Source organism: Arenimonas aestuarii, from assembly GCF_054781715.1.
Genome location: NZ_BAAGTW010000001.1, coordinates 112,989 through 133,466, shown reverse-complemented (window position 1 = coordinate 133,466; position 20,478 = coordinate 112,989). Strand labels below are relative to the sequence as shown.

Below are 20,478 nucleotides of genomic sequence, written 5' to 3'. Positions count from 1 at the left end.
GGAGGGAGGGCGGTCTCAGGCCGCCTTGGCGCGCTTCAGGTCACGCATCTGGTCGTGCATCTTCTTGACCTCGGGCAGGTAGCGCGCGGCCAGCTCACGCACCTTCGGCGGCTGCTCGCCGTCGAGGGCATCGCGGAAGGCTTCGAGTACGCGGTCTTCCTGCTCCTCGATCGAAGAAATCCAGGTCGCGTCGGCGTCCTTGACCATCTTCGACTTCAGCTGGGCATAGCCCTCGCGGATGCCACCCAGCCAGGTGCCGTCGTTGTCGGGCTCGGCGCCCTGCTTGGCCACTTCGGCCTTGAGGTCGGCGGCGATCGCCTTCTTCACCTGCGCCATGTTGCGGAACAGGTCGCGGTAGGCGGGCTGGTTGGTTTCCCTGGCGGCATGCTCGTGGAACTCGATGCCGTCGTTGAGGGCTTCGACCAGGTGGTTGAGGGTGGCGGTGGTCTTGTTGGTCATGGCGTCCTCCTTGGACTTGTCTTCCTTAGGGTGGTGCACGGTACCGGGCGGGGGCCCGGTGCCCGTCAATTGATGGCGTCGTCCATCTCGTCGACGGCTTCCTCAGCCGCGTCGAGCATGTCTTCGCCCATTTCCTGGCGCTGCCGGGCCGCTTCCTTGGCCGCCTCGTAGGCGGCCTCGGCCTCGGCCATGCAGACGTCCTTGGCGCCGCCGGTCAGGGCATCGCACTGTTCCTTGGCGACCTCGTAGGCGCCTTCGGCGGCGGCGAGCTCAAGGTCCTCGCGCTCGTCGATCGCCTCTTCCATCGTGTCGGCCTCGACGTAGTGCTGGCGGGCTTCCTCGGTCTGCTCGGCGGCCTCGATGCGCGCTTCAGCCACGTCCTCGGCGGTTTCCTGCGGGGTTTCCTGGCAGGCCGCCAGGGCCATCACGATCGCCAGCGGCAGGACGGTGCGGGTGAAATTGTTCATGCGAAAGCTCCATGGTTGGGAAATCGCGACAGCACCGCGCCGTTGGAGCGGCGGCGGCGACGTCGTCGGATATAGAGGCAGCAAGGTGCGTGCCAAGCGCCGGCGCACGCAGGAACAAGGACTTGCGACGCCAACGCCCCGGGAAGACCTTGCGATATGCACGGCCGCGCATGCAGCCTGCAAGGCGACAGGCGGGCCGGATCACTGCACGCGGGTCATCTCCAGCGTGAAACAGGCACCCCCCGACGGCGCCGGGTCGTACCAGAGGTCGCCGCCCATTGCGCGCGCCTTCTGCTTGGCCAGCGACAGCCCCAGCCCGGTCGAACTTTCGCCGCCGGTCGGCCGGCTCGAGAGCTTGCCAAATCGCTGGAACAGTTGGTCCTGCTCGGCCGGCGCGATGCCCGGCCCCTGGTCGATGACCAGGAACCGGGCTTTGCCGCCGTGTGCCACGGCCTTGACGGTGACCACGCTGCCCGAGGGCGCGTACTTCACCGCGTTCGACACGAGGTTCTGCAGCACGTGGCCCAGGGCCAGGCGCTGCCCGCGCACCAGCAGGCCCGGCTCGAGCTGCAGGTCCAGGCGCATGCCCTTGCCCTGCGCGTGCTCGGCATGGGCAGCCACGGCGTCCTGCACCACCTGGCCGACAGGCAGCGGCTCGACCGGCTCGCCGCGCGCCTCGCCCGCGGCCTGGTCGAGCACGGCCTCCAGGAAAAGCAGGCCGGTGTCGGCGGCGCTGCGGATCGAATCGACCAGTTTGCCGCCGGCGTCGTCGGACTGTCGGCTGGCCAGCATGTCGGCCGAAAAAAGCACGTTGGTGAAATGATTGCGCAGGTCGTGGGCGATCAGCTCCAGGCTTTCCTGGCGTTCCCGGGCCAGTTGCTGCACGTGGTCGCGCGCCAGCTTCAGCGCCGTGTGCGCACGCACGCGCGACAGCAGCTCCTCGGGCACGAAGGGCTTGGTGACGTAGTCCACCGCACCCGACGAGAAGGCGCGAACCAGAGAATCGCGCTCGTGGTCGGCGGTGAGGAAGATCACGGGAAGGTCCCGCGTCGCCTCGTCGGCACGCAGGGCCTCGAGCACGTCGAAACCGTCCATGCCCGGCATGCGCATGTCCAGCAGCAACAGGTCCGGCGGGGCGGCGGCAATGCCGGCCAGGGCCTCCTTCCCGCTCAGGCAGGGCGCCACGTCGAATCCGTCGCGGGCGAGCAGCCCGCCAACGGCGCTGACGTTGGCCTCCTGGTCGTCGACGACCATGACCAGGGCGGCGCGTTCATTGTTCATCGGTAATGGCCTCCGGATCGGGGCAGCTGGCCAGGAGCAGCCGCATGCTGGTGACATCAAAGGCATCCACGGCCTGCTTGAGTTCGCGGGCATGCCTGGCCAGGGCGGGCCAGTCCAGGCGCCCGGCCAGGCCGGCCAGGTGGCCGGCGGCGGCGGCGACTTCGCGCACGCGCAGGTTGCCGCGCATCGCCGGCAAGGTGGCGCGCAGGGCCTTGAGCTCGGCCAGGGCCTCGGCATCCTTTTGCTGCGGGCCCGGGTCGCGCGCGACCGCTGCGTCGGGTGCGGGCGCTAGCGCTTCCGGCTCAGTCCTGCGCGGCGGAAAGTGCACGGCCAGCGCCTCGAACAGGTCGGCCTTCGAATAGGGCTTTCGCACGTAGCCATCGAAGCGTGCGCGCACCCAGTGCTCGTCCTCGCTCATGCTCGACGCGGTCACCGCCACCACCGGGATGTCGCGCCACTTTGGGTTGGCGCGGATACGCTGCAGGGCCTGGTCCCCGGACAGCACGGGCATGCGCAGGTCCATCAGCACGACATCGGCCCCCTTGGCCTTGAGCTGCTCCAGCGCCACCAGCCCGTCTCCCGCCTGCATCACCCGGTGGTGCGAGTCGGCGAGATAGGCAACGGCGAGGTCGCGGTTCCAGGCGACGTCGTCCACCACCAGCACCCTGAGCGGCGGCAGCCGGTCGAAATCAACCTGTTGGCCGCGCTCGGGCTGCTGGCTCACCGAGTCGGTGCTGATGACACGGTCGGGAACCTCGAGGCGGAACACCGAGCCTTCGCCCACCGTACTCTCGGCCGACAGTTCGCCGCCCATCAGCTGCGCGAGGCGACGCACGATGCTCAGGCCCAGGCCGGTGCCTTCGCGGTGTTTGCCGTCGACGCTGTCGCCCTGCTCGAAGGGCTCGAAGATCATGCCCAGCTGGTGCGCCGGAATGCCGGTGCCGCTGTCGAGCACTTCGATGCGCAGGTGGCAGCGATCGTCCTCCCGGCCGGGGTGGCAGCCCACGCGCACGACGACGCCCCCGGTCTCGGTGTACTTGACCGCGTTCGACACCAGGTTGATCAGTATCTGGCGAAGGCGCACGGGGTCCACCATCACCGGCAGTTCCGCCCGGCCATCAAAATCCGCGCGAAGGCTGATGCCCTTGTCGACGCAGACCTGCTGGAACATCGTCAGGGTCTGGTCGACGATTTCCCGCAAATCGGTGGCCTCTTCGCGCAGTTCGAGTTTGCCGGCCTCCATCTTCGACAGGTCCAGCACGTCGTTGATCAGCGACAGCAGGGCCTGGCCGCTCTTTCGGATCGAATCGACATACGTCGCCTGGCGCGGGTCGAGCGGGGTTTCGGCCAACAGGTTGGTGAAGCCGAAGATGGCGTTCATCGGCGTGCGGATCTCGTGGCTCATGCTGGCCAGGAACACCGACTTGTCCTGGCTGGACTGGCGCGCCTGTTCGGCGCGGAACTCCAGGCGCAGCGCTTCCTGGGCCTGGCGCTGCATGCGCCGCGTAGCGAGGAAACCGACCAGGCCGGCCGCCAGCGCCAGCGCATTGGCCACCATCACCGTCGCCCAGTTCTGGCGGATCATCTGGTTGCGCTTGTCGCGATTCTCGATCAGCAGCGCTTCTTCGTGCGCGGCCAGGTTATCCATCATCACCTGCATTTCGGCCAGCAACCGGGCACCGGTACCGCCACGAAGCCGCTGCGCCACCCGCGCGTCGGCCGCGACGTTTCCCTCGGCCGTCATTGCCTTGAGCGCATGCAGCTCGGAGTAATACCGCAGGCGGTCGGCGTTCTTGATGGCCAGCACCTCGACCAGGTGCGAAGCGACGGGGTCGGCGCTCGTCATTGCCTTGAGTGCTTCCAGGCTGGCATCAAGCTCGCCGAGCACCCTGCGGTATTCGTTGAGGAACTCCGCGCGGCCGGTGATCAGGTAGCGCATGCCGTGCGCTTCGCTGTCACCCACCTGCCCCCAGTACGCGCTCACCTGCTGCAGAAGCTGCTGGGTGCGGCTGGTGCGCTCGACGGTCCGCTCGAGCTCCTCGGTGGCGCGCAGCGAAAGCAGCGAGGTCCCGGCCAGCACGACCACCGCGAACAACATCAGCCCAGTGAAAACGCGGTACCGGAAATTGCTTTGTCTGTGTGGCATGTCTGCCTTCCCCCACCGTGGCGCGCCGGCGCCGCCGTTTCAGCGATTGATGAGCCAGATGGTGCCGTTGAGCACCAGGGCAAAGCTCACCCACAGCACCATCGGAACCTGCAGGTAGCCGGCCAGCGGACGCACGCGGCCAAACCGCAGGGTCATCCAGACCAGCACGCCCCAGAGCAGCGAAATGTCCACGAAGGCCAGGAACGGCGATTCGAGGCCGAAGAACAGCGGCGTCCAGGCAAGGTTGAGCGCCGCCATCAGGCCGAAGGCGAGCCAGGCCCTGGGGCGCTCGGCATCGGCGGACGGCCCGGGTTCCCGGCTGACCAGCCAGGCGCCGATCGCCAGCAGCACGTAGAGCGTCGTCCACACCGGGCCGAACAACCACGCCGGCGGGTTCCAGCTGGGTTTGCCCAGCGCCTGGTACCAGTCGCCGGGCGGGAACAGCACGCCGGCCGCGGCCCCGGCCGCGAGCACGATGACCAACCAGGCGAGCAGCGCGACACCGTCGCGCCAGTGCACCGGCCACGCGGGCGGGCTGGGGCTGGCGACGGGCGATGCCGGGCGGGCATGTCTTTCGTAGGGCACTTACCGGGCACTCCTTGGGTCGTGCATCAAAGCCCGTAGGCCTTGCGCTTGCGGTAGAGGGTGGAGCCGTCGATGCCCAGCGTGCGGGCGGCGGCTTCAAGCGTGTCGGCTTCGGCCATGACGGCCTGGATGTGCGCGCGCTCGAGGGTTTCGATCGACACCGGCGCACCCACCGCCACGCCATCGTCGACGGACGCGGCGGAGGGGTCACCGCCCAGGGCCAGGTGCTCCGGGCCGATGTCCTCGCCGGTGCACAGGATCACCGCCCGCTCGATGACGTTCTGCAGTTCGCGCACGTTGCCGGGCCAGGCATACGCCTGCATGCGCGCCAGCGCCTTGTCGGAAAGGCGGCGGGCCGGCAGGTGGTAGCTGCCGGCGTAGCGGCGCACGAAGGCGTTGGCCAGGTCGGCCAGGTCCTCCCGGCGGTCGCGCAGCGGCGGCAGCACCAGGCTGATCACGTTCAGGCGGTACAGCAGGTCGAGCCGGAAGCTGTTGTCGCGCACCATCGCTTCCAGGTCGCGGTTGGTGGCCGAAATGATGCGGACATCGGCGCGGCGGGTGTCCGGCTCGCCGATGCGCTCGTACTGTTTGTCCTGCACGAAACGCAGCAGCTTTGGCTGCAGCGCCAGCGGGAAGTCGCCGACTTCGTCGAGCAAAAGCGTGCCGCCGTCGGCGTGGCTCACGCGGCCCTGGGTGCTTTGCGTGGCGCCGGTGAACGAGCCCTTGGCGTGGCCGAACAGCTCGCTTTCGAGCAGTTCGGCCGACAGCGAGGGGCAGTTCACCGTGGCCATGGGTCGCGCCGCACGCGGACTCCAGCCATGGATGGCGTTGGCCAGGACACCCTTGCCGGTGCCCGATTCACCCAGCAGCAATACGTTGGCATCGGTGCGCGCGACCTGGCGGGCGACGGCCAGCACTTCGGCCATCGCCGGGCTTTTCGATTCCAGCGCGGCATCCTGCGGCGGCTGCTGTCGCTCGAGCGTTTCTAGCCGGCTCAACAGGTCCAGGGTGTCGAGCTGGCGCGCGACCGCGATGCGCAGCTGCGCCGGGGAACAGGGTTTGACCAGGTAGTCGGCGGCCCCTTCGGCGATCGCGCGCACCGCATCGTCCACCTGCGAATGCGCCGTGACCATGACCACGCGCAGGCCGGGCGCGAGTTCACGCAGGCGCGGCAGGGCCTCGAGCCCCGATTCACCGGCGATGTCGCGATCCAGCAGGCAGACGTGGAAGGGCTGGCTGGCGGCCAGCTTCAGCCCTTCCTGCAGGCGCGTGGCCGTGGTGACGCGGTAGCCGGCGTCCTCCAGGCACAGGCTGAAGTTCTGCAGCAGTCCGGGGTCGTCGTCGATGGCCAGGATCCGCCCTTGGGGGGCGGTGGAGGAGTTGCTCACGGTGGACTCCAAAGGGTCTGGAAAACAGTTAGCAAGGGGCATGCCATGCGCCACACCCTTGATTTTGCAGGGATTGCTTCCATCGGGCCCGACGAATGCCTGCAAATTGCATTCATACTGGGCAGGTGCAGTGCATTTTGCAAACCTGCCGCTGCCGCTAAACTGGCGGCCTTTCCAAGCAGGCAGATCCCATGAGCAACACCCCGCCCGACCGACTCTGCGTCAACCCGCGCAGCCCCTTCTACGACGAAGCCCTGCTCGAGCGCGGCATCGGCGTGCGCTTCAACGGCGTCGAGCGCAACAACGTCGAGGAGTACTGCATTTCCGAAGGGTGGGTGCGGCTGCCGGTGGGCAAGTCGCTCGACCGGCACGGCAACGCCATGACGATGAAGGCCAAGGGCACCGTCGAAGTCTGGTTCCTGGACGCCCCGCCGGCGGCGTGACGCAGGGCCGGGACCGCCTCGACGCCGTCTACGACGCCCTGGTCGGCGACGAGGACGGTCGCGTCTGCAAGGACATCCCGGACAGCGCCTGCACCCGGCTGCCAGGCAACTTCCTCCGCCAGCTCGGGGCCATGGCGCTGACCAAACTCGGTGACGCGCTGGCCAGCCCGAAGACGACGCTGGCCTGGACCCTGGGTGCGCTGGGGGCACCGGCGTGGATGGTGGGCCTGCTGGTGCCGGTCCGCGAATCGGGCTCGATGCTGCCGCAGCTTTTCATCGCCGCGCGCGTGCGTGCCATGCCGCGGCGCAAGCCGGCATGGCTGCTGGGCGCGTGGCTGCAGGCGGCGACGGTGGCCGGCATGGCGGCCGCGGCGTTCTGGCTCGATGGCGCGCTGGCCGGCGCGGTGATCCTGGGCCTGCTGGTCTGTTTCAGCCTGGCGCGCGGCCTCAATTCGATCGCCAGCAAGGACGTGCTTGGCAAGACCGTGCCCAAGACCCGCCGCGGCCGGCTGGGCGGATATGCGGCCAGCGTGTCGGGCGCGATCAGCCTGGCGGTGGGCGGCATCCTGCTGTGGTGGGGCCGGGATTCGGGGCCGGCGCTGCTGGGCGGCCTGCTTGTCGCGGCGGCGGCGTGCTGGCTGCTGGCCCTGGCGATTTACGGCGGCATCCGGGAAGACGCCGGCAGCACCGAGGGCGGCGCCAACGGCATCACCGAGGCCCTGGGCAAACTTCGGCTGCTTCGCGACGAACCGGATTTCGGCCGCTTCGTGCTGGCGCGGGCGCTTTTGCTCGTATCGGCATTGAGCTCACCCTTCCTGGTGCTGCTGGCGCGCGCGAACGGCATCGGCGACTGGGCTGGCCTGCCCCTTTTCCTGCTCGCCGCGGGCGCGGCCTCGTTGCTTTCCAGCCCCTTCTGGGGCCGGTTCGCCGACAGCTCGAGCCGGCGCACGATGATCGCCGCCGGCAGCCTCGCCAGCGTGGTCGCGCTGGCCGCGATCGGCAGCGATGCCTGGCTCGACGGCGAGGCGGCGGGTTGGGTGCTTGTGGGACTGTTCTTCGTGCTGGGCGTCGCCCACGACGGCGTGCGCCTGGGCCGCAAGACCTACCTGGTGGACCTGGCCGGCGGCAACAAGCGCACCGATTACGTCGCCGTCAGCAATACCGCCATGGGCGTGCTGTTGCTGGTTACCGGTGCGATCACGGGCGCGGTGGGCACGGCGTCGGTGCCGGCGGCGCTGGCGGTGCTGGCCGCCATGGGCCTGGCCGGCGCCTGGCTGTGCCGGCGCCTGCCCGAGGTGCAACAGCCCGGCTAGCCGCGCACGAAGGCGGTGAACCCGGCCATGTGCTTGCGCAGCAGCTCGCTCACCTTTTCGTCCTGGAGCTTGCCCTGGTCGTCGAAGACCTTGTGCGCGCCCGACACCATGAGCTCCATGCCGGACCAGTAGCGCATGCCCAGGATGCGGAACACGGGCAGCCAGGCGTTTTGCGCCAGCACGGTGCCGAAGCCACTGGGCGAGGCGCCCAGCAGCGCCACCGGGCGCTTGCCGAAAACACGCTCCTTGTCGGCGCCCGGGCGCGACATCCAGTCGATGGCGTTCTTGAGCACGCCGGGAATCGAGTGGTTGTACTCGGGCGTGCACAGCACCAGGCCGTCGCAGGCAGCCAGTTTGTCCTTCAGGGCTTCGGCGGCGGCGGGGATGCCGTGCTTTTCCTCGGCGTCGCCGTCATACAGCGGGATGCCGTGCAGGGTGGCGATCTCGAGTTCGACGCCTTCAGGCAGCACTTCGCGGGCGGCCTGCAACAGGGCGGTGTTGTAGGAGCCGGCGCGCAGGCTGCCGGAGATGCCAAGCAGTCGGGTCATGGGGTTGCTCCGTGTGTGGGATGGCCACCGTACCGACCTGCATGTTCACGGCTCGTGCACGGCCCCGCAGGCGCTACCATGGCCACCTCGCCAACCCACGACACCCGCATGGACCCCATCCTTTCGATCCGCGGCCTTGGCAAGACCTACGCCAGCGGCCACGTCGCGCTCAAGTCGGTGGACCTGGACATCCGCCGCGGCGAGATCTTCGCCCTGCTCGGCCCCAACGGCGCCGGCAAGACCACGCTCATCTCGATCGTCTGCGGCATCGTCAATGCCAGCCGCGGCAGCGTGGTCGCCGACGGCCACGACATCGTCCGCGACTTCCGCCAGGCCCGCGCCAGGATCGGCCTGGTGCCGCAGGAGCTGAGCACCGACGCCTTCGAAACCGTCTGGTCCACCGTGCGCCTGAGCCGCGGCCTGTTCGGCAAACCGCGCGACGACGCCCATCTGGAGAAGGTGCTGCGTTCGCTCAGCCTCTGGGACAAACGCGACAGCAAGATCATGGCGCTCTCGGGCGGCATGAAGCGACGCGTGCTGATCGCCAAGGCACTGGCGCACGAACCGGCCATCCTGTTCCTGGACGAACCCACCGCCGGCGTCGACGTCGAGCTGCGCCGCGACATGTGGAACCTGGTCCGCGAGCTGCGCGACAAGGGCACCACCATCATCCTGACCACGCATTACATCGAGGAGGCCGAGGAAATGGCCGACCGCATCGGCGTGATCAACCACGGCGAACTGGTGGTGGTGGACGAAAAGGACGCGCTGATGCGCAAGCTGGGCAAGAAACAGCTGACCCTGCACCTGCAGGCGCCGCTGGCGGCGATCCCGGCCGAGCTGGCCGGGCAGCCGCTGGAGCTCTCCGACGACGGCCTGTCGCTGGTCTACACCTTCGACGTACAGGGCGAACGCACCGGCATCGCCACCCTGCTGCGCCGGCTGGCCGACCAGGGCATCGACTTCCGCGACCTCAACACCCAGGAAAGTTCGCTCGAGGAAATCTTCGTCAACCTGGTGCACCGCGGCGGCAAGGGAGGTGCGGCATGAACTGGCACGCGGTCAAGGCCATCTATCGCTTCGAAATGGCGCGCACCTTCCGCACCATCGGCGAATCCATCCTCTCGCCGGTGCTCACCACGTCGCTGTATTTCGTGGTCTTCGGTGCCGCGATCGGTGCGCGCATGGGCGAAGTGGGCGGCGTCAGCTACGGGGCCTTCATCATCCCCGGCCTTATCATGCTGTCGCTGCTGAACGAATCGATCTCCAACGCCGCCTTCGGCATCTACATGCCCAAGTGGGCCGGCACGATCTTCGAACTGCTGTCGGCGCCGGTGGGCTGGGTCGAGGCCGTGCTGGGCTACGTCGGCGCGGCGGCCAGCAAGTCGGTGATGCTGGGCCTGCTGATCCTGGTGACGGCGCGCTTCTTCGTGGACTACGAGATCGCGCACCCGCTGGCGATGGTGCTGTTCCTGGTGCTTACCGCCGTCAGTTTCAGTCTCTTCGGTTTCATCATCGGGCTCTGGGCCACCGATTTCCAGAAGCTGCAGATCATCCCGCTGATGGTGATGACGCCGCTTACCTTCCTGGGCGGCGCGTTCTATTCGATCGACATGCTGCCGCCGGTCTGGCAGAAGATCGCGCTGTTCAATCCGGTGGTCTACCTGATCAGCGGCTTCCGCTGGAGTTTCTTCGGGCAGTCGGACGTGGACGTGGTGGTCAGTTTCGCGGCCATCGTCGGCTTCCTGGTGGTGTGCCTGGCGGCCGTGCGCGCGATCTTCCGCTCGGGCTGGCGACTCAAGGCCTGAGGCGATTTCGTGAAGCACTTGGCGAATCCGGCCCGCGAACGAAGGTGAGTCTGTTCACAGAACGGACGACCGGCCCGGGCGCCCGGCCGCGATAGCAGCCAATCCGCGACCCGGGTCGCAAACCCGCCCACTGCGCAGGCGCACAGTTGGCGCCATGCTGCTCAAACACGCCCTCAAGAATCGCATCGGCACCGACGTCCGGCTGGCGATGATCCTGCTGTTCGCCGGCGTCACCGTCGTCGGCGTGACGCCGTTCGCGGTGGTGCGGGCGCTCAACGGCGAATGGCTGGCGGTGGCGCTCGACCTGGTGCTGCTCGTGGTGATGATCGGCAACGCCGCCTTCGCCTGGCGAACCGGCAACAGCAACCTGGCCGGCAAGATCAATGCGGTGGTGGTGTCGGCGTCGTGTGCGCTGCTCGGTGGCGTGCTGGGACCGGCCGGCCTTTTCTGGGCCTACACCGTGATCCTGGCCAACTACATGCTGGCGCCGCGGCTGCTGGCCACGGTCTGCGGAACGCTGCTGATCATCGCCGGGCTGCTGGTGGCGCCGCCGGATTCGTCGCTCACCATGGCGGCGTTCGCCGTCAGCGCGACCCTGGTGATGCTGTACGCCTTCATCTTCGCCAGCCTCACCAACGTGCAGCGCAAGCTGCTCGAAGGACTCGCCACCCGCGACGCCCTGACCGGGATATCGAACCGGCGCTGCATGGAAATGGAACTCGCCGAGGCCCTGAAGGGCCACCATGCCCGTGGCGAACCCGCGACCCTGGCCGTGCTCGACCTGGACCACTTCAAGCTGGTCAACGACGACTACGGCCACGACGCCGGCGACCGGGTGCTGATGGCCTTCACCGAGCGCGTGCAGGCCTGCATCCGCAAGCGTGACCGGCTCTATCGGCTGGGCGGCGAAGAATTCGTGCTGCTGCTGCCCGACACCGACCACAGCGGTGCGCGTGCGGCCCTGGAGAAGGTCCGCGACGCCGTGCAGTGCGAACCGCTGGCCGAGGGCCTGCGCGTGACCACGTCCATCGGCGCCGCCACGCTGGAGGCGGAAGACGACTGGCCGCGTTGGCTGGCACGCGCCGATTCGGCGCTTTACCAGGCCAAGGACGACGGCCGCGACCGCGTCAGCTTCGATGCCGGGAGTTCGCGCCCCGGCGAGCGGCGCCTGCGCCTGGTGTCCGGCCGCCCGCTGCGCTGAGGTTCTCGCACGCGGCCATCGGCCGCGCACAGGCCAGGACAGCCAGCAGGCAGGCCGGAAGCGCGGCAACCATCGGTGCGAGTGATTCGCGTTGGCAATAGACTGCCCACTTTCACATTACCCGGGCCTGCACGGTTGCTAGGCTCTGCCGGGTCAAGGAGTGGGGAAAACGCATGCGCAGTTATCAACGCCCCCGGGCGCCTTGGCTGGTGGCGGCCATGATGGCGGTCGCCGCCCTGCCGGCGCTGGCCGCCGTGCCGGTGCGCGTGATGCAGCCGCAGGTCGCCGATTTCGGCGAACAGTTCCAGCTCACCGGCACGCTGACCGCCGACCGCGCCGCCGGCCTGTCGCCGCGCGTGGACGGCCTGGTGCGCGAAGTGAAGGTGGACGCAGGCGATCGCGTCGAAGCGGGCCAGGTGCTGGTGCAGCTCGACGACGCCGTCGCCCGGCACACGCTGGCGCGGGTGCGCGCCGAAGCCGCCGAAGCCGAGGCCACGGCCGACGAGGCACGGCGCCTGCTGGCCGAGGGCCGGCGTCTGGCCGCCGACAAGTTCATTCCCGCCAGCCAGGTCGGCACGCTCGAGGCCCGCCTGAGCCAGGCGCGCGCCGCAGCCGATTCCGCCCGCGCCGCCGCCGCCGAGCAGCAGGAGCTGGTGCGTCGGCACGCCCTGCCCGCCCCCTTCGCGGGCGTCGTCAGCGCCAAACACGCCGAAGCCGGCGAGTGGGTGCAGCGGGGCGACACCGTGCTCGACCTGGTCGCCACCGACCGCGTGCGCCTGGACCTGCAGGTGCCGCAGGAACGTTTCGCGGCGCTGGCCGCCGAGGCCACGGTGCTGGTGTACCCCGACGCGCTTGCCGGCGACGCCCTGCCCGCCCGCATCGAAGCGCGGGTGCCGGTGACCGACCCGCAGGCGCGCACCTTCCTGCTGCGCCTGCGCGTGGACGACGCCGACGGTCGCCTGCTGCCCGGCACCTCGGCGCGCGCGGTGGTGTCGCTGCCCGCCACCCAGCCGGCCCTGGCCGTGCCGCGCGACGCCCTGCTGCGCCAGCCCGACGGCGGCTACAGCCTGTTCGTCGCCCAAGCCGACGGCGACGGCTGGATCGCCCGCCAGCGCACGGTACGCGTGCTGCGTGATCGCGGCAGCCTGGTCGCCATCGCCGAAGGCCTCGAGGCCGGCGAGCGCGTGGTGGTCCGCGGCAACGAAGCCCTGCGCGACGGCCAGGCCGTGGCGCCCGGGGAAGACTGAGCCATGGGCTTTGAACGCCTGCTTCGCCACGGCACCCTGATCGCGGTCGCCGTGCTGGTGCTTTGCGTGCTGGGCACTGCCGCCGCGCTGCGCGTGCCGGTGCAGATGATCCCCGACCTGGAAGTGCGCACCATCGGCGTGCAGACCCGCTGGCCAGGCGCCACGCCCCAGGACGTGGAGCAGGAAATCCTGCTCGAGCAGGAAAAATACCTGCGCACCATCCCCAACCTCAGTCGCATGGTCTCCAGCGCCAGCACCGGCCAGGCCAGCATCGAGCTGGAGTTCCCGTTCGGCGTGGACATCAACGAGGCGCTGATCCGCACGTCGAACGCGCTCAGCCAGGTGTCGGACTACCCGGAGAACGTCGACCAGCCCAGCCTGTCCACCAGCTCGTTCTCCAACAACGCCTTCATGTATTTCCGCATCGGCGCGCGCGAAGACAGCGCGCTCGACCTGGACCTGGACATGATGCGCGACTACGTCGAGGACTTCGTGCGGCCGCGGCTGGAGCGGGTGCCGGGCGTCGCCCTGGTGCAGGTCGGCGGCGGCAGCGAACGCCAGGTGCGCATCGAAGTGGACCCGGGCCGGCTGGCCGAACGCGGCCTCACGCTTTCCCAGGTGCGCGAAGCGGTGCGCGCGCGCAACCGCGACACCTCCGGCGGCGACCTCGACAGCGGCAAGCGCCGCTACCTGCTGCGCACCGTCGGCCGGGTGCGCGACATCGAGCAGCTGCGCGACCTGGTCGTCGCCAGCGGCGACAACGTGGTGGTGCGCCTGCGCGATATCGCCGAGGTGAAACTCGACCACTACGAGCGTCGGGAGCTGAGCTTCAACAACGGCGAACCGGCGCTGAGCCTTTCGATCCGCCGCGAGCCGGGTTCGAACGTCATCGCGATCAAACGCGCCATCCTCCCGGCCGTGGCCGAGGTCAACGCCGACCTGCTGGCGCCGCTGGGCCTGGAGCTGACGCTGTCGAGCGACGACGCCCGCTACGTCGAGGACTCCGTGGCCAACGTCTGGACCAACCTGGCGCTGGGCGCGGGCCTGGCGACGCTGGTGATGTTCGCCTTCCTGCGCTCGAAGCGGCAGACCCTGACCGGCATCATCGCGATCCCCATCTGCACGATCGCCGCCTTCGTCGGCCTCTTGCTGGCCGGGCGCACGCTCAACGTGATTTCCCTGGCCGGCGTCGCCTTCGCCATCGGCATGACGGTGGACAACACCATCGTCGTGCTCGAAAGCATCGACCAGGCCCGGCGCAAGGGCTTGGGCCGCATGGAAAGCGCGCTGGCCGGCGTGCGCCGCGTGTGGCCGGCCGTGCTGGCGTCCACCCTAACCACGGTGCTGGTGTTCGCGCCGATCCTGTTCATCAAGGAAGAAGCCGGCCAGCTGTATTCGGACATCGCCATCGCCATCTCGGCGTCGATCCTGGCGTCCATGCTGATCGCCGTCACCGTGGTGCCGGCGCTGGCCGGGCGCCTGTCCTTCGGCATCCAGGGCCAGGCCGCCGTGCCGGGCCAGGCCTGGTTCGACCGCATCGCCAGCGGCACGCAGTGGCTGGCGGCCAGCGCGCGCCGGCGGGTGCAGGTGCTGGTGGGCACGGTGGTGCTGGCCGGGCTGGCGCTGTGGCTGCTGACGCCGCCGGCCGAATACCTGCCCGAGGGCGAGGAACCCAAGACCTTCGCCCGCATGATCGCGCCGCCGGGCTACAACCTGGCCGAGATGGAGGGCATCGCGCGCGAGGTGATGGCCGACATCGGCCCGCAGGTGAACGCCGACCGCGCCGCCTACGAAGCCGGCGACACCGACCTGCCGCCACTGGCCTATTACAACCTCTCGGCCAGCCCCGGCGGCCTGCGCATCATCGCCGAGCCGGTGGACCCGGCCGACATCGAGGCAGTGATGGACGCGCTGGACCGGCGTTTCCGCGCCTACCCGGGCATGCGTGCGTTTTCCTCGCGCGGCTCGATCATCTCGAGCAACGACGGCGGCTCGCGCAGCATCAACCTCGACATCTCGGGCATCGAACTGGCCGAACTTTATGCCGTGGCGGAACGCGGCTACCGGCGCGCCGAAGAACTCTTCCCCGGCGCCCGCATCGGCTCGGACCCGTCCAGCCTCAGCCTGGACCAGCCGCTGGTCGAGCTGGTGCCGCGCTGGGAACGCCTGGCCGAGGTCGGCTACGACGCGGCCGGTTTTGGCTTCGCGGTGGCGGCGCTCAGCGATGGCGCCTTCGTCGACGAGCTGATCCTGGGCGACGACAAGGTCGACATCTACCTGTTCGGCGGCGCCGGCACCCAGCAGCTCGACGCCCTGCGCGAACTGCCGGTGGCCACGCCCTCGGGCGCGGTGCTGCCGCTGTCGGCCCTGGCCGACCTGCGCGAAACCGCCGACACCGATTCGATCCGGCGCCTCGACGGCCGGCGCACCGTCACGCTCAACATCGTGCCGCCGCGGGGCATCGCGCTGGAAACCGGCGTCGAGCGGGTGCGCGAAGAGCTGCTGGAGCCCATGCGCCGCGCCGGTGAGATCCCGCCGGGCGTATCCATCGACATCAGCGGCGCCAGCGACCAGCTGGAAGCCACCCGCGAGGCCGTGTCGGGCAACTTCGCCATCGCCCTGCTGCTGTGTTACCTGCTGCTGGTGGCGATCTTCCGGCATTGGGGCCGACCGCTGTTCGTGCTGGCCACGGTGCCCCTGGGCGTGGCCGGCGGCATCATCGGGCTGGCGGTGCTGAACCTGTTCGTCAGCCAGCCCTTCGACATGATCACGCTGCTGGGTTTCCTGGTGCTGCTGGGCACGGTGGTCAACAACCCGATCCTGATCGTGGATGAAACCGTGCAGCGCATCGCCGAAGGCGCGGCCAGCGTCGAAGAGGCCGTGGCGGGTGCCGTGCACTCGCGCCTGCGGCCGATCCTGATGTCCACGCTGACCACGCTGTTCGGGCTGGCGCCGCTGGTGCTGATCCCCGGCGCCGGCACCGAGCTCTACCGCGGCCTGGGCGCGATCGTGCTGTTCGGCCTGGCGTTCTCGGCGGTGGTCACGCTGTGCTTCCTGCCGGCCCTGCTGGTGACGGTGCTGGGCCGGCAGTCGCGCGCGGCAAAGGCTCAGTAGCCGCGTTCGATGTCCACCACGTTGAGCAGCGCATCGCCGGCGACGTAGCGGCGCAGGTTCTCGTTGATCAGCAGCCAGAAGCGCTCATCGTCGCGGTCGGAATTGCCGGCGATATGCGGGGTGATGATCACGTTCGGCATTGACCACAGCGGGTGCCCGGCCGGCAGCGGCTCCGGGTCGGTGACGTCGAGCCCGGCGCCGCCGAGCTGGCCACTGCGCAGCGCCGCGACCAGGTCGTCCTGCACCACGCTGCGGCCGCGGGCGATGTTGATGAAATAACCACCCGGCTTCATCGTGTTGAAGAACTCGGCGTCGAACAGGTCGGTGGTCGCCGGCGTCAGCGGCGCGGCGTTCACCACCACGTCGGCTTCGGCGGCCAGGGCCAGCAGTTCGTCGGGCAGCCCGACCTTGGCGACGAAGTCCGGACCCAGGCGGCCACTGTTGCGGGTGGCGATGACGCGCATGCCCAGGCCGTCGGCGCGACGGGCGACTTCGGTGCCGATGCCGCCCAGTCCGACCACCAGCAGCGTGCGGCCGCCAAGTTCGCGGGCATGGGTGAAGGCGCCGCGCTGCCACTCGCCGGCCTGCTGGGCGCGGCCGTAGGTGGGCAGGCCACGGGCCAGCGCCATCGTCATGGCGATGGCGTGTTCGGCGATCGGCGGCGCGCTGGTGCGCTGCATGTTGGTCAGGACCAGGCCACGGTCGGCGAGGCCGGGCACGGCAATGCAGTTTTCCACGCCCACCGACATCGCCTGGTACCAGCGCAGCGCCGGCGCGTCGGCGAAGTTGGCGGCGCTGCAGCCGCCGATCACCACGTCGGCGCGGGCGAGCTGGCGGCGGCGCCGGGCGTCATCGTCCGAGGCCGCTTCGATGCGGGCGCCCGGCGCCAGCTCACGCAGTGTGTCCAGCCTGTCGGCACTGGCCCGGAACACCACCACGCGACGCGGGGACCGCCAGCGCGGGTGCTCGCGCGAGGGCGTGTCCGCCTCCCGCAGCTCGAGCTGGGCGATGAGCTCGCGCACGCGCGGATCGGGCTGGCTGGCCTGCGCAGGCGCCAGCAAGGCCAGCGCGAACAAACCGGCAAACGCGGCCCGGCAGGGCCGGGAAAAAAAGACTGGCATGGACATGGCCTTCCCCTGGGCGGCCGCCCTTCGCGGCCCGCACCAGCCTACGCCGGATGGCGGCGGCTCGCGTCAAGGCGGCGTAGTATTGAAGGCAGTCCCGCAAGGAGTTGCCCGCCATGAAGATCCTCATCGCCATCGATGGCAGCAAGGCCGCCGCCCTGGCCGTCAAGTCCGCCATCGACCTGGCCAAGGCCATGACCAAGGCCCCGACCCTGGTGCTGATGCACGCCGACGTACCGCTTATGCGCCGAGTCGCCGCCGAGCTGGGCACCGAAGGCACGCGCAAGTACCACCAGGAAAACCACGACTACGCGATGAAGTCCGCACGCACCGCGCTCAAGCGCGCCAAGCTGGCCTTCAGCGAAAAACAGGTCGTGGACGACGCCGGCCCGGCCATCGTCAAGGCCGCCAAGGCCGGCAAGTTCGACCTGGTGGTGATGGGTTCGCACGGGCGCACCGCACTGGCCAGCGCCTTGCTGGGTTCGGTCGCGGCCAAGGTGCTGTCGCACAGCACCGTGCCGGTGCTGATCGTCCGCTAAGCGGCGTCAGGTGCCGCAGAAGGTCTGCAGCACCTGCTCGCCCGCGGCCGGCGCGGCCATGAAGCCGCGCTGCGCCGGCGCGTCGTCATAGGGCCGGCGCACTGCGTCGAGCAGTGATTCGAACGGCGCCAGGTCGCCCGCGGCCGCCGCCGACAGCGCCGCCTCCACGCGGTGGTTGCGCGGAATGACCGCCGGATTGGCTGCCTTCAGACGCGCCACGAGATCGTCCCGGTCGCCCGCTTCGCTGTCGCAGCGCGTGCGCCAGCGCGCCAGCCAGGCCTCCATGGCCGGTGTTTTCGGCAGCGGCGGCATTGCATCGAAACCCGGATCGCCGGCGGCCACCGCCAGCGCGCGGAAGGAAAGCGTGAAGTCCGCCTGCACCGCTTCCAGCGCGGAAAGGAAATCGCGCACCAGCGCCTCGTCCCCGGCGTCTTGCGTCGCCAGCCCGAGCTTGCGCCGGAACCCGGCCAGCCAGGCGTCGCCGAACTGGCCCGCGAAGGCCTCGATGGCCGCGCGCGCATCGGCCACGCCCTCGTCGCCCTGGCGCTGGAAGTGCGGCAGCAGGCATTCGGCCAGGCGCGCCAGGTTCCACTGCGCGATCGGCGGCTGGCTGGCGTAGGCGTAGCGGCCGTGGCGATCGATCGAGCTGAACACCTTGGCCGGGTCGTAGGCATCGAGGAAGGCGCAGGGGCCGTAGTCGATGGTTTCGCCCGAGACCGCCATGTTGTCGGTGTTCATGACGCCGTGGATGAAACCCACCTGCAGCCAGGACGCCACCAGCGCGGCCTGCCGTGCCGCCACGCCCCGCAGCAAGGCCAGGTAGCGGTCGTCGGCGTCGGCGAGCTCCGGGTAGTGGCGGGTGATGACATGGTCGGCCAGCGTGCGCACGGCGGCGGCGTCACCGCGCGCCGCGAAAAACTGGAACGTGCCCACGCGCACGTGGCTGGCGGCCACGCGGGTGAGCACCGCACCGGGCAGCACCTCGTCGCGCAGCACGTGTTCGCCGGTGGCCACGGCCGCCAGCGCGCGCGTGGTCGGCATGCCCATCGCGGCCATGGCTTCACTGACCAGGTATTCGCGCAGCACCGGCCCGATGGCCGCGCGACCGTCGCCCCGGCGCGAAAAGGCCGTCGGCCCGGCGCCCTTGAGCTGGATGTCGAAACGGCGTCCATCCGGCGCCAGGACTTCACCCAGCAAGATGGCCCGGCCATCGCCCAGCTGCGGCACGAAATGGCCGAACTGGTGGCCGGCATAGGCCAGGGCGATGGGATGCGCGCCTTCAGGCAGTTCGTTGCCGGAGAACAGGCGGTCGGCCGCCGCTTCGATCGCCGGGTCCAGGCCCAACTGGCTGGCCAGCGCGGTGTTCCAGGCCAGGAGGCGCGGCGCGGCCACGGGCGTGGGCAGCGCCGCCTGCCAGAGCGTCGGCGGCAGGCTCGCGTAGTGGTGCTGCCAGGCGATCGGCGATACCGGGCTCATGGGCAGTCATCCCCCTGGCCGAGGCGCTGCTCGAGTTCGCGGCAAAGGCGTTCGGCGGCCGCCGCGTCGCCGCCGTCGGCAAGCACGCCCGCCAGGCCGCGCGTGGCCTCGGGCTGCAGGGGCGAGATGGCGAGCACGCGCCGGTACCAGGCTTCGGCCGCACTCGAATCCCCGCGGGCACGATGGCGTTCGGCGACAAGCACGCCGAGCGACGCATGCCAGGCGCCGACCTTCGCCGGGTTGGTGTCGTAGTCGCCGGCCATGGTCTCGAAGGCACGTTCGAACCAGGCGAGGGCTTCTTCGTCGCGCCCCACTAGTTCGAGCACGTCGGCGATGTTGATCATCGCGCCCCAGGCCGCCGGGTCGAGCTCGACGGCGCGGCGATGCGCGGCAAGCCCGGCATCGAGTTCGCCCTGGGCACTGGCGACCAGGCCAAGGGCCCGGTGCGCGGCCGAGGACGCCGGTGCGCGCGCGACGGCGGCTTCCGCGAGCTGCCGTGCCCTCACGAGCTGGCTGCGCGCCGGCTCGGAGGACAAATGCCCGGCCGCCAGGGCGTCGCCGAGCCGGGTGTATTCCACCGCGCCCGCCGTCGGCGCCGTCGGCCAGCGGATCGCTCGTTGGGCCAGGGCATTGGCCAGGCCGGCCATGGCGTCGGCATTGTCCGGGTCGAGGCCGAGCACGCGCTGGTAGAGCTCGAGCGCCGCTTCGTTGTCGGCGCGGGAGTACCGGAAATAATAATCGTCGGCGCGGGAGATCAACTGGCGGGTGTCGGTGGCCGGGGATGCCGCCGGGCCGCCGGCGTCGGTCGGCGCGCCGTCCCGCAGCAGCACGAGGGCCACGCCGAGCGCCACGGCCAGGAGCACCGCGACCAGCGCCAGTCGGCCGGCCGGCCGCGGCGCGGCGGCAGGCTCGCCGGCCACCGCGGAAGCCACGGCGCCATCCTCGGCGATCAGCCGGTAACCCCGCTTGGAAATGGTTTCGAGGTAGGCAGGCGACCGGGCATCGTCGCCCAGGGCCTGTCGCAGTTTGGACACGGTGCGCGCCAGGCTGTCATCGCCGACCACCACGCCCGGCCACAAGGCCTGCATCAGGTCCTCGCGCGGCACCACCTGGCCCCGGTGCGCGGCCAGCACGCACAGCAGGTCCATCACCTTCGGCTCCAGGCGCTGGCGCCCCGCCGGGCCAGAAAGCTCGCCGGTGGCGCGGTCGGCCGTCCAGGGACCGACGCGGACGACGCTCGGCCAAGTGTTTGATTCTTCTGGCATCAGGTAACCGGGAGGAATAAATCAGGAAAGCGGGAGGGTTTCGACATGGTGGGCCAGCATCACCCCGCGTGTCA

At 69.8% G+C, this 20,478-nt stretch carries 18 protein-coding genes; 8 read left to right on the top strand and 10 right to left on the bottom strand.

Going from position 1 to position 20,478, the window contains the following annotated elements:
- Window positions 1-15: 15 nt before the first annotated feature.
- From ACYVJH_RS00610 to ACYVJH_RS00585, 6 genes are all read right to left on the bottom strand, one after another.
- On the bottom strand, window positions 16-459 hold the full coding sequence (locus ACYVJH_RS00610; RefSeq protein WP_460452743.1) for a PA2169 family four-helix-bundle protein: 444 nt from the start codon (window positions 457-459) through the stop codon (window positions 16-18).
- Window positions 460-524: 65 nt separating this feature from the next.
- A complete protein-coding gene (locus tag ACYVJH_RS00605; protein WP_460452742.1) occupies window positions 525-926 on the bottom strand; it encodes a hypothetical protein in 402 nt (133 codons plus the stop codon).
- A gap of 201 nt (window positions 927-1,127) precedes the next feature.
- Window positions 1,128-2,207 (bottom strand): hybrid sensor histidine kinase/response regulator, encoded by a 1,080-nt coding sequence (locus ACYVJH_RS00600; protein WP_460452741.1) that lies wholly within the window; start codon window positions 2,205-2,207, stop codon window positions 1,128-1,130.
- Window positions 2,197-4,353 carry an ATP-binding protein gene (locus ACYVJH_RS00595; protein ID WP_460452740.1) on the bottom strand — a complete coding sequence of 719 codons (2,157 nt, stop codon included), beginning with the start codon at window positions 4,351-4,353 and terminating at the stop codon, window positions 2,197-2,199. Before ACYVJH_RS00595 ends, ACYVJH_RS00600 begins: the two co-directional genes overlap by 11 nt.
- 39 nt (window positions 4,354-4,392) lie before the next feature.
- Window positions 4,393-4,938, bottom strand: coding sequence for a TspO/MBR family protein (locus tag ACYVJH_RS00590; protein ID WP_460452739.1), 546 nt, complete (start codon window positions 4,936-4,938; stop codon window positions 4,393-4,395).
- A 26-nt stretch (window positions 4,939-4,964) separates the two neighbouring features.
- Window positions 4,965-6,326 (bottom strand): sigma-54-dependent transcriptional regulator, encoded by a 1,362-nt coding sequence (locus tag ACYVJH_RS00585; protein WP_460452738.1) that lies wholly within the window; start codon window positions 6,324-6,326, stop codon window positions 4,965-4,967.
- A 191-nt stretch (window positions 6,327-6,517) separates the two neighbouring features.
- Here ACYVJH_RS00585 and ACYVJH_RS00580 point away from each other — a divergent pair, with 191 nt between their 5' ends.
- Together ACYVJH_RS00580 and ACYVJH_RS00575 are read left to right on the top strand one after the other, a co-directional pair.
- Window positions 6,518-6,769 (top strand): DUF3297 family protein, encoded by a 252-nt coding sequence (locus tag ACYVJH_RS00580; protein ID WP_460452737.1) that lies wholly within the window; start codon window positions 6,518-6,520, stop codon window positions 6,767-6,769.
- The gene (locus tag ACYVJH_RS00575) at window positions 6,766-8,082 is read left to right on the top strand and encodes an MFS transporter (RefSeq protein ID WP_460452736.1); all 1,317 of its coding nucleotides are present in this window, start codon (window positions 6,766-6,768) and stop codon (window positions 8,080-8,082) included. Before ACYVJH_RS00580 ends, ACYVJH_RS00575 begins: the two co-directional genes overlap by 4 nt.
- Here the strand turns inward: ACYVJH_RS00575 and ACYVJH_RS00570 are convergent.
- The gene (locus ACYVJH_RS00570; protein ID WP_460452735.1) at window positions 8,079-8,630 is read right to left on the bottom strand and encodes an NADPH-dependent FMN reductase; all 552 of its coding nucleotides are present in this window, start codon (window positions 8,628-8,630) and stop codon (window positions 8,079-8,081) included. The genes ACYVJH_RS00575 and ACYVJH_RS00570 overlap by 4 nt on opposite strands.
- Before the next feature lie 108 nt (window positions 8,631-8,738).
- Here ACYVJH_RS00570 and ACYVJH_RS00565 point away from each other — a divergent pair, with 108 nt between their 5' ends.
- From ACYVJH_RS00565 to ACYVJH_RS00545, 5 genes are all read left to right on the top strand, one after another.
- Window positions 8,739-9,680 carry an ABC transporter ATP-binding protein gene (locus ACYVJH_RS00565; protein WP_460452755.1) on the top strand — a complete coding sequence of 314 codons (942 nt, stop codon included), beginning with the start codon at window positions 8,739-8,741 and terminating at the stop codon, window positions 9,678-9,680.
- Complete coding sequence (locus tag ACYVJH_RS00560; RefSeq protein WP_460452734.1) at window positions 9,677-10,438, top strand: ABC transporter permease; 762 nt, start codon at window positions 9,677-9,679, stop codon at window positions 10,436-10,438. Before ACYVJH_RS00565 ends, ACYVJH_RS00560 begins: the two co-directional genes overlap by 4 nt.
- 154 nt (window positions 10,439-10,592) lie before the next feature.
- Entirely contained in the window at window positions 10,593-11,639 is a 1,047-nt protein-coding gene (locus ACYVJH_RS00555; protein ID WP_460452733.1) for a GGDEF domain-containing protein, read from the top strand.
- Between the two features lie 173 nt (window positions 11,640-11,812).
- Window positions 11,813-12,886, top strand: coding sequence for an efflux RND transporter periplasmic adaptor subunit (locus tag ACYVJH_RS00550; protein ID WP_460452732.1), 1,074 nt, complete (start codon window positions 11,813-11,815; stop codon window positions 12,884-12,886).
- Between the two features lie 3 nt (window positions 12,887-12,889).
- Window positions 12,890-16,000, top strand: a complete 3,111-nt coding sequence (locus tag ACYVJH_RS00545) for an efflux RND transporter permease subunit (RefSeq protein WP_460452731.1) — start codon at window positions 12,890-12,892, stop codon at window positions 15,998-16,000.
- Here ACYVJH_RS00545 and ACYVJH_RS00540 read toward each other — a convergent pair.
- Window positions 15,994-17,127, bottom strand: coding sequence for a D-2-hydroxyacid dehydrogenase (locus tag ACYVJH_RS00540; protein ID WP_460452730.1), 1,134 nt, complete (start codon window positions 17,125-17,127; stop codon window positions 15,994-15,996). The genes ACYVJH_RS00545 and ACYVJH_RS00540 overlap by 7 nt on opposite strands.
- A 113-nt stretch (window positions 17,128-17,240) precedes the next feature.
- Between ACYVJH_RS00540 and ACYVJH_RS00535 the strand changes: the two genes are divergently transcribed.
- Window positions 17,241-17,663 (top strand): universal stress protein, encoded by a 423-nt coding sequence (locus ACYVJH_RS00535; RefSeq protein WP_460452729.1) that lies wholly within the window; start codon window positions 17,241-17,243, stop codon window positions 17,661-17,663.
- 6 nt (window positions 17,664-17,669) lie between these two features.
- Here the strand turns inward: ACYVJH_RS00535 and ACYVJH_RS00530 are convergent, their stop codons facing one another.
- On the bottom strand, window positions 17,670-19,139 hold the full coding sequence (locus ACYVJH_RS00530) for a protein adenylyltransferase SelO (RefSeq protein WP_460452728.1): 1,470 nt from the start codon (window positions 19,137-19,139) through the stop codon (window positions 17,670-17,672).
- The gene (locus ACYVJH_RS00525; RefSeq protein WP_460452727.1) at window positions 19,136-20,404 is read right to left on the bottom strand and encodes a winged helix-turn-helix domain-containing protein; all 1,269 of its coding nucleotides are present in this window, start codon (window positions 20,402-20,404) and stop codon (window positions 19,136-19,138) included. The genes ACYVJH_RS00530 and ACYVJH_RS00525 overlap by 4 nt, the downstream gene beginning before the upstream one ends.
- Window positions 20,405-20,478 lie beyond the last annotated feature (74 nt).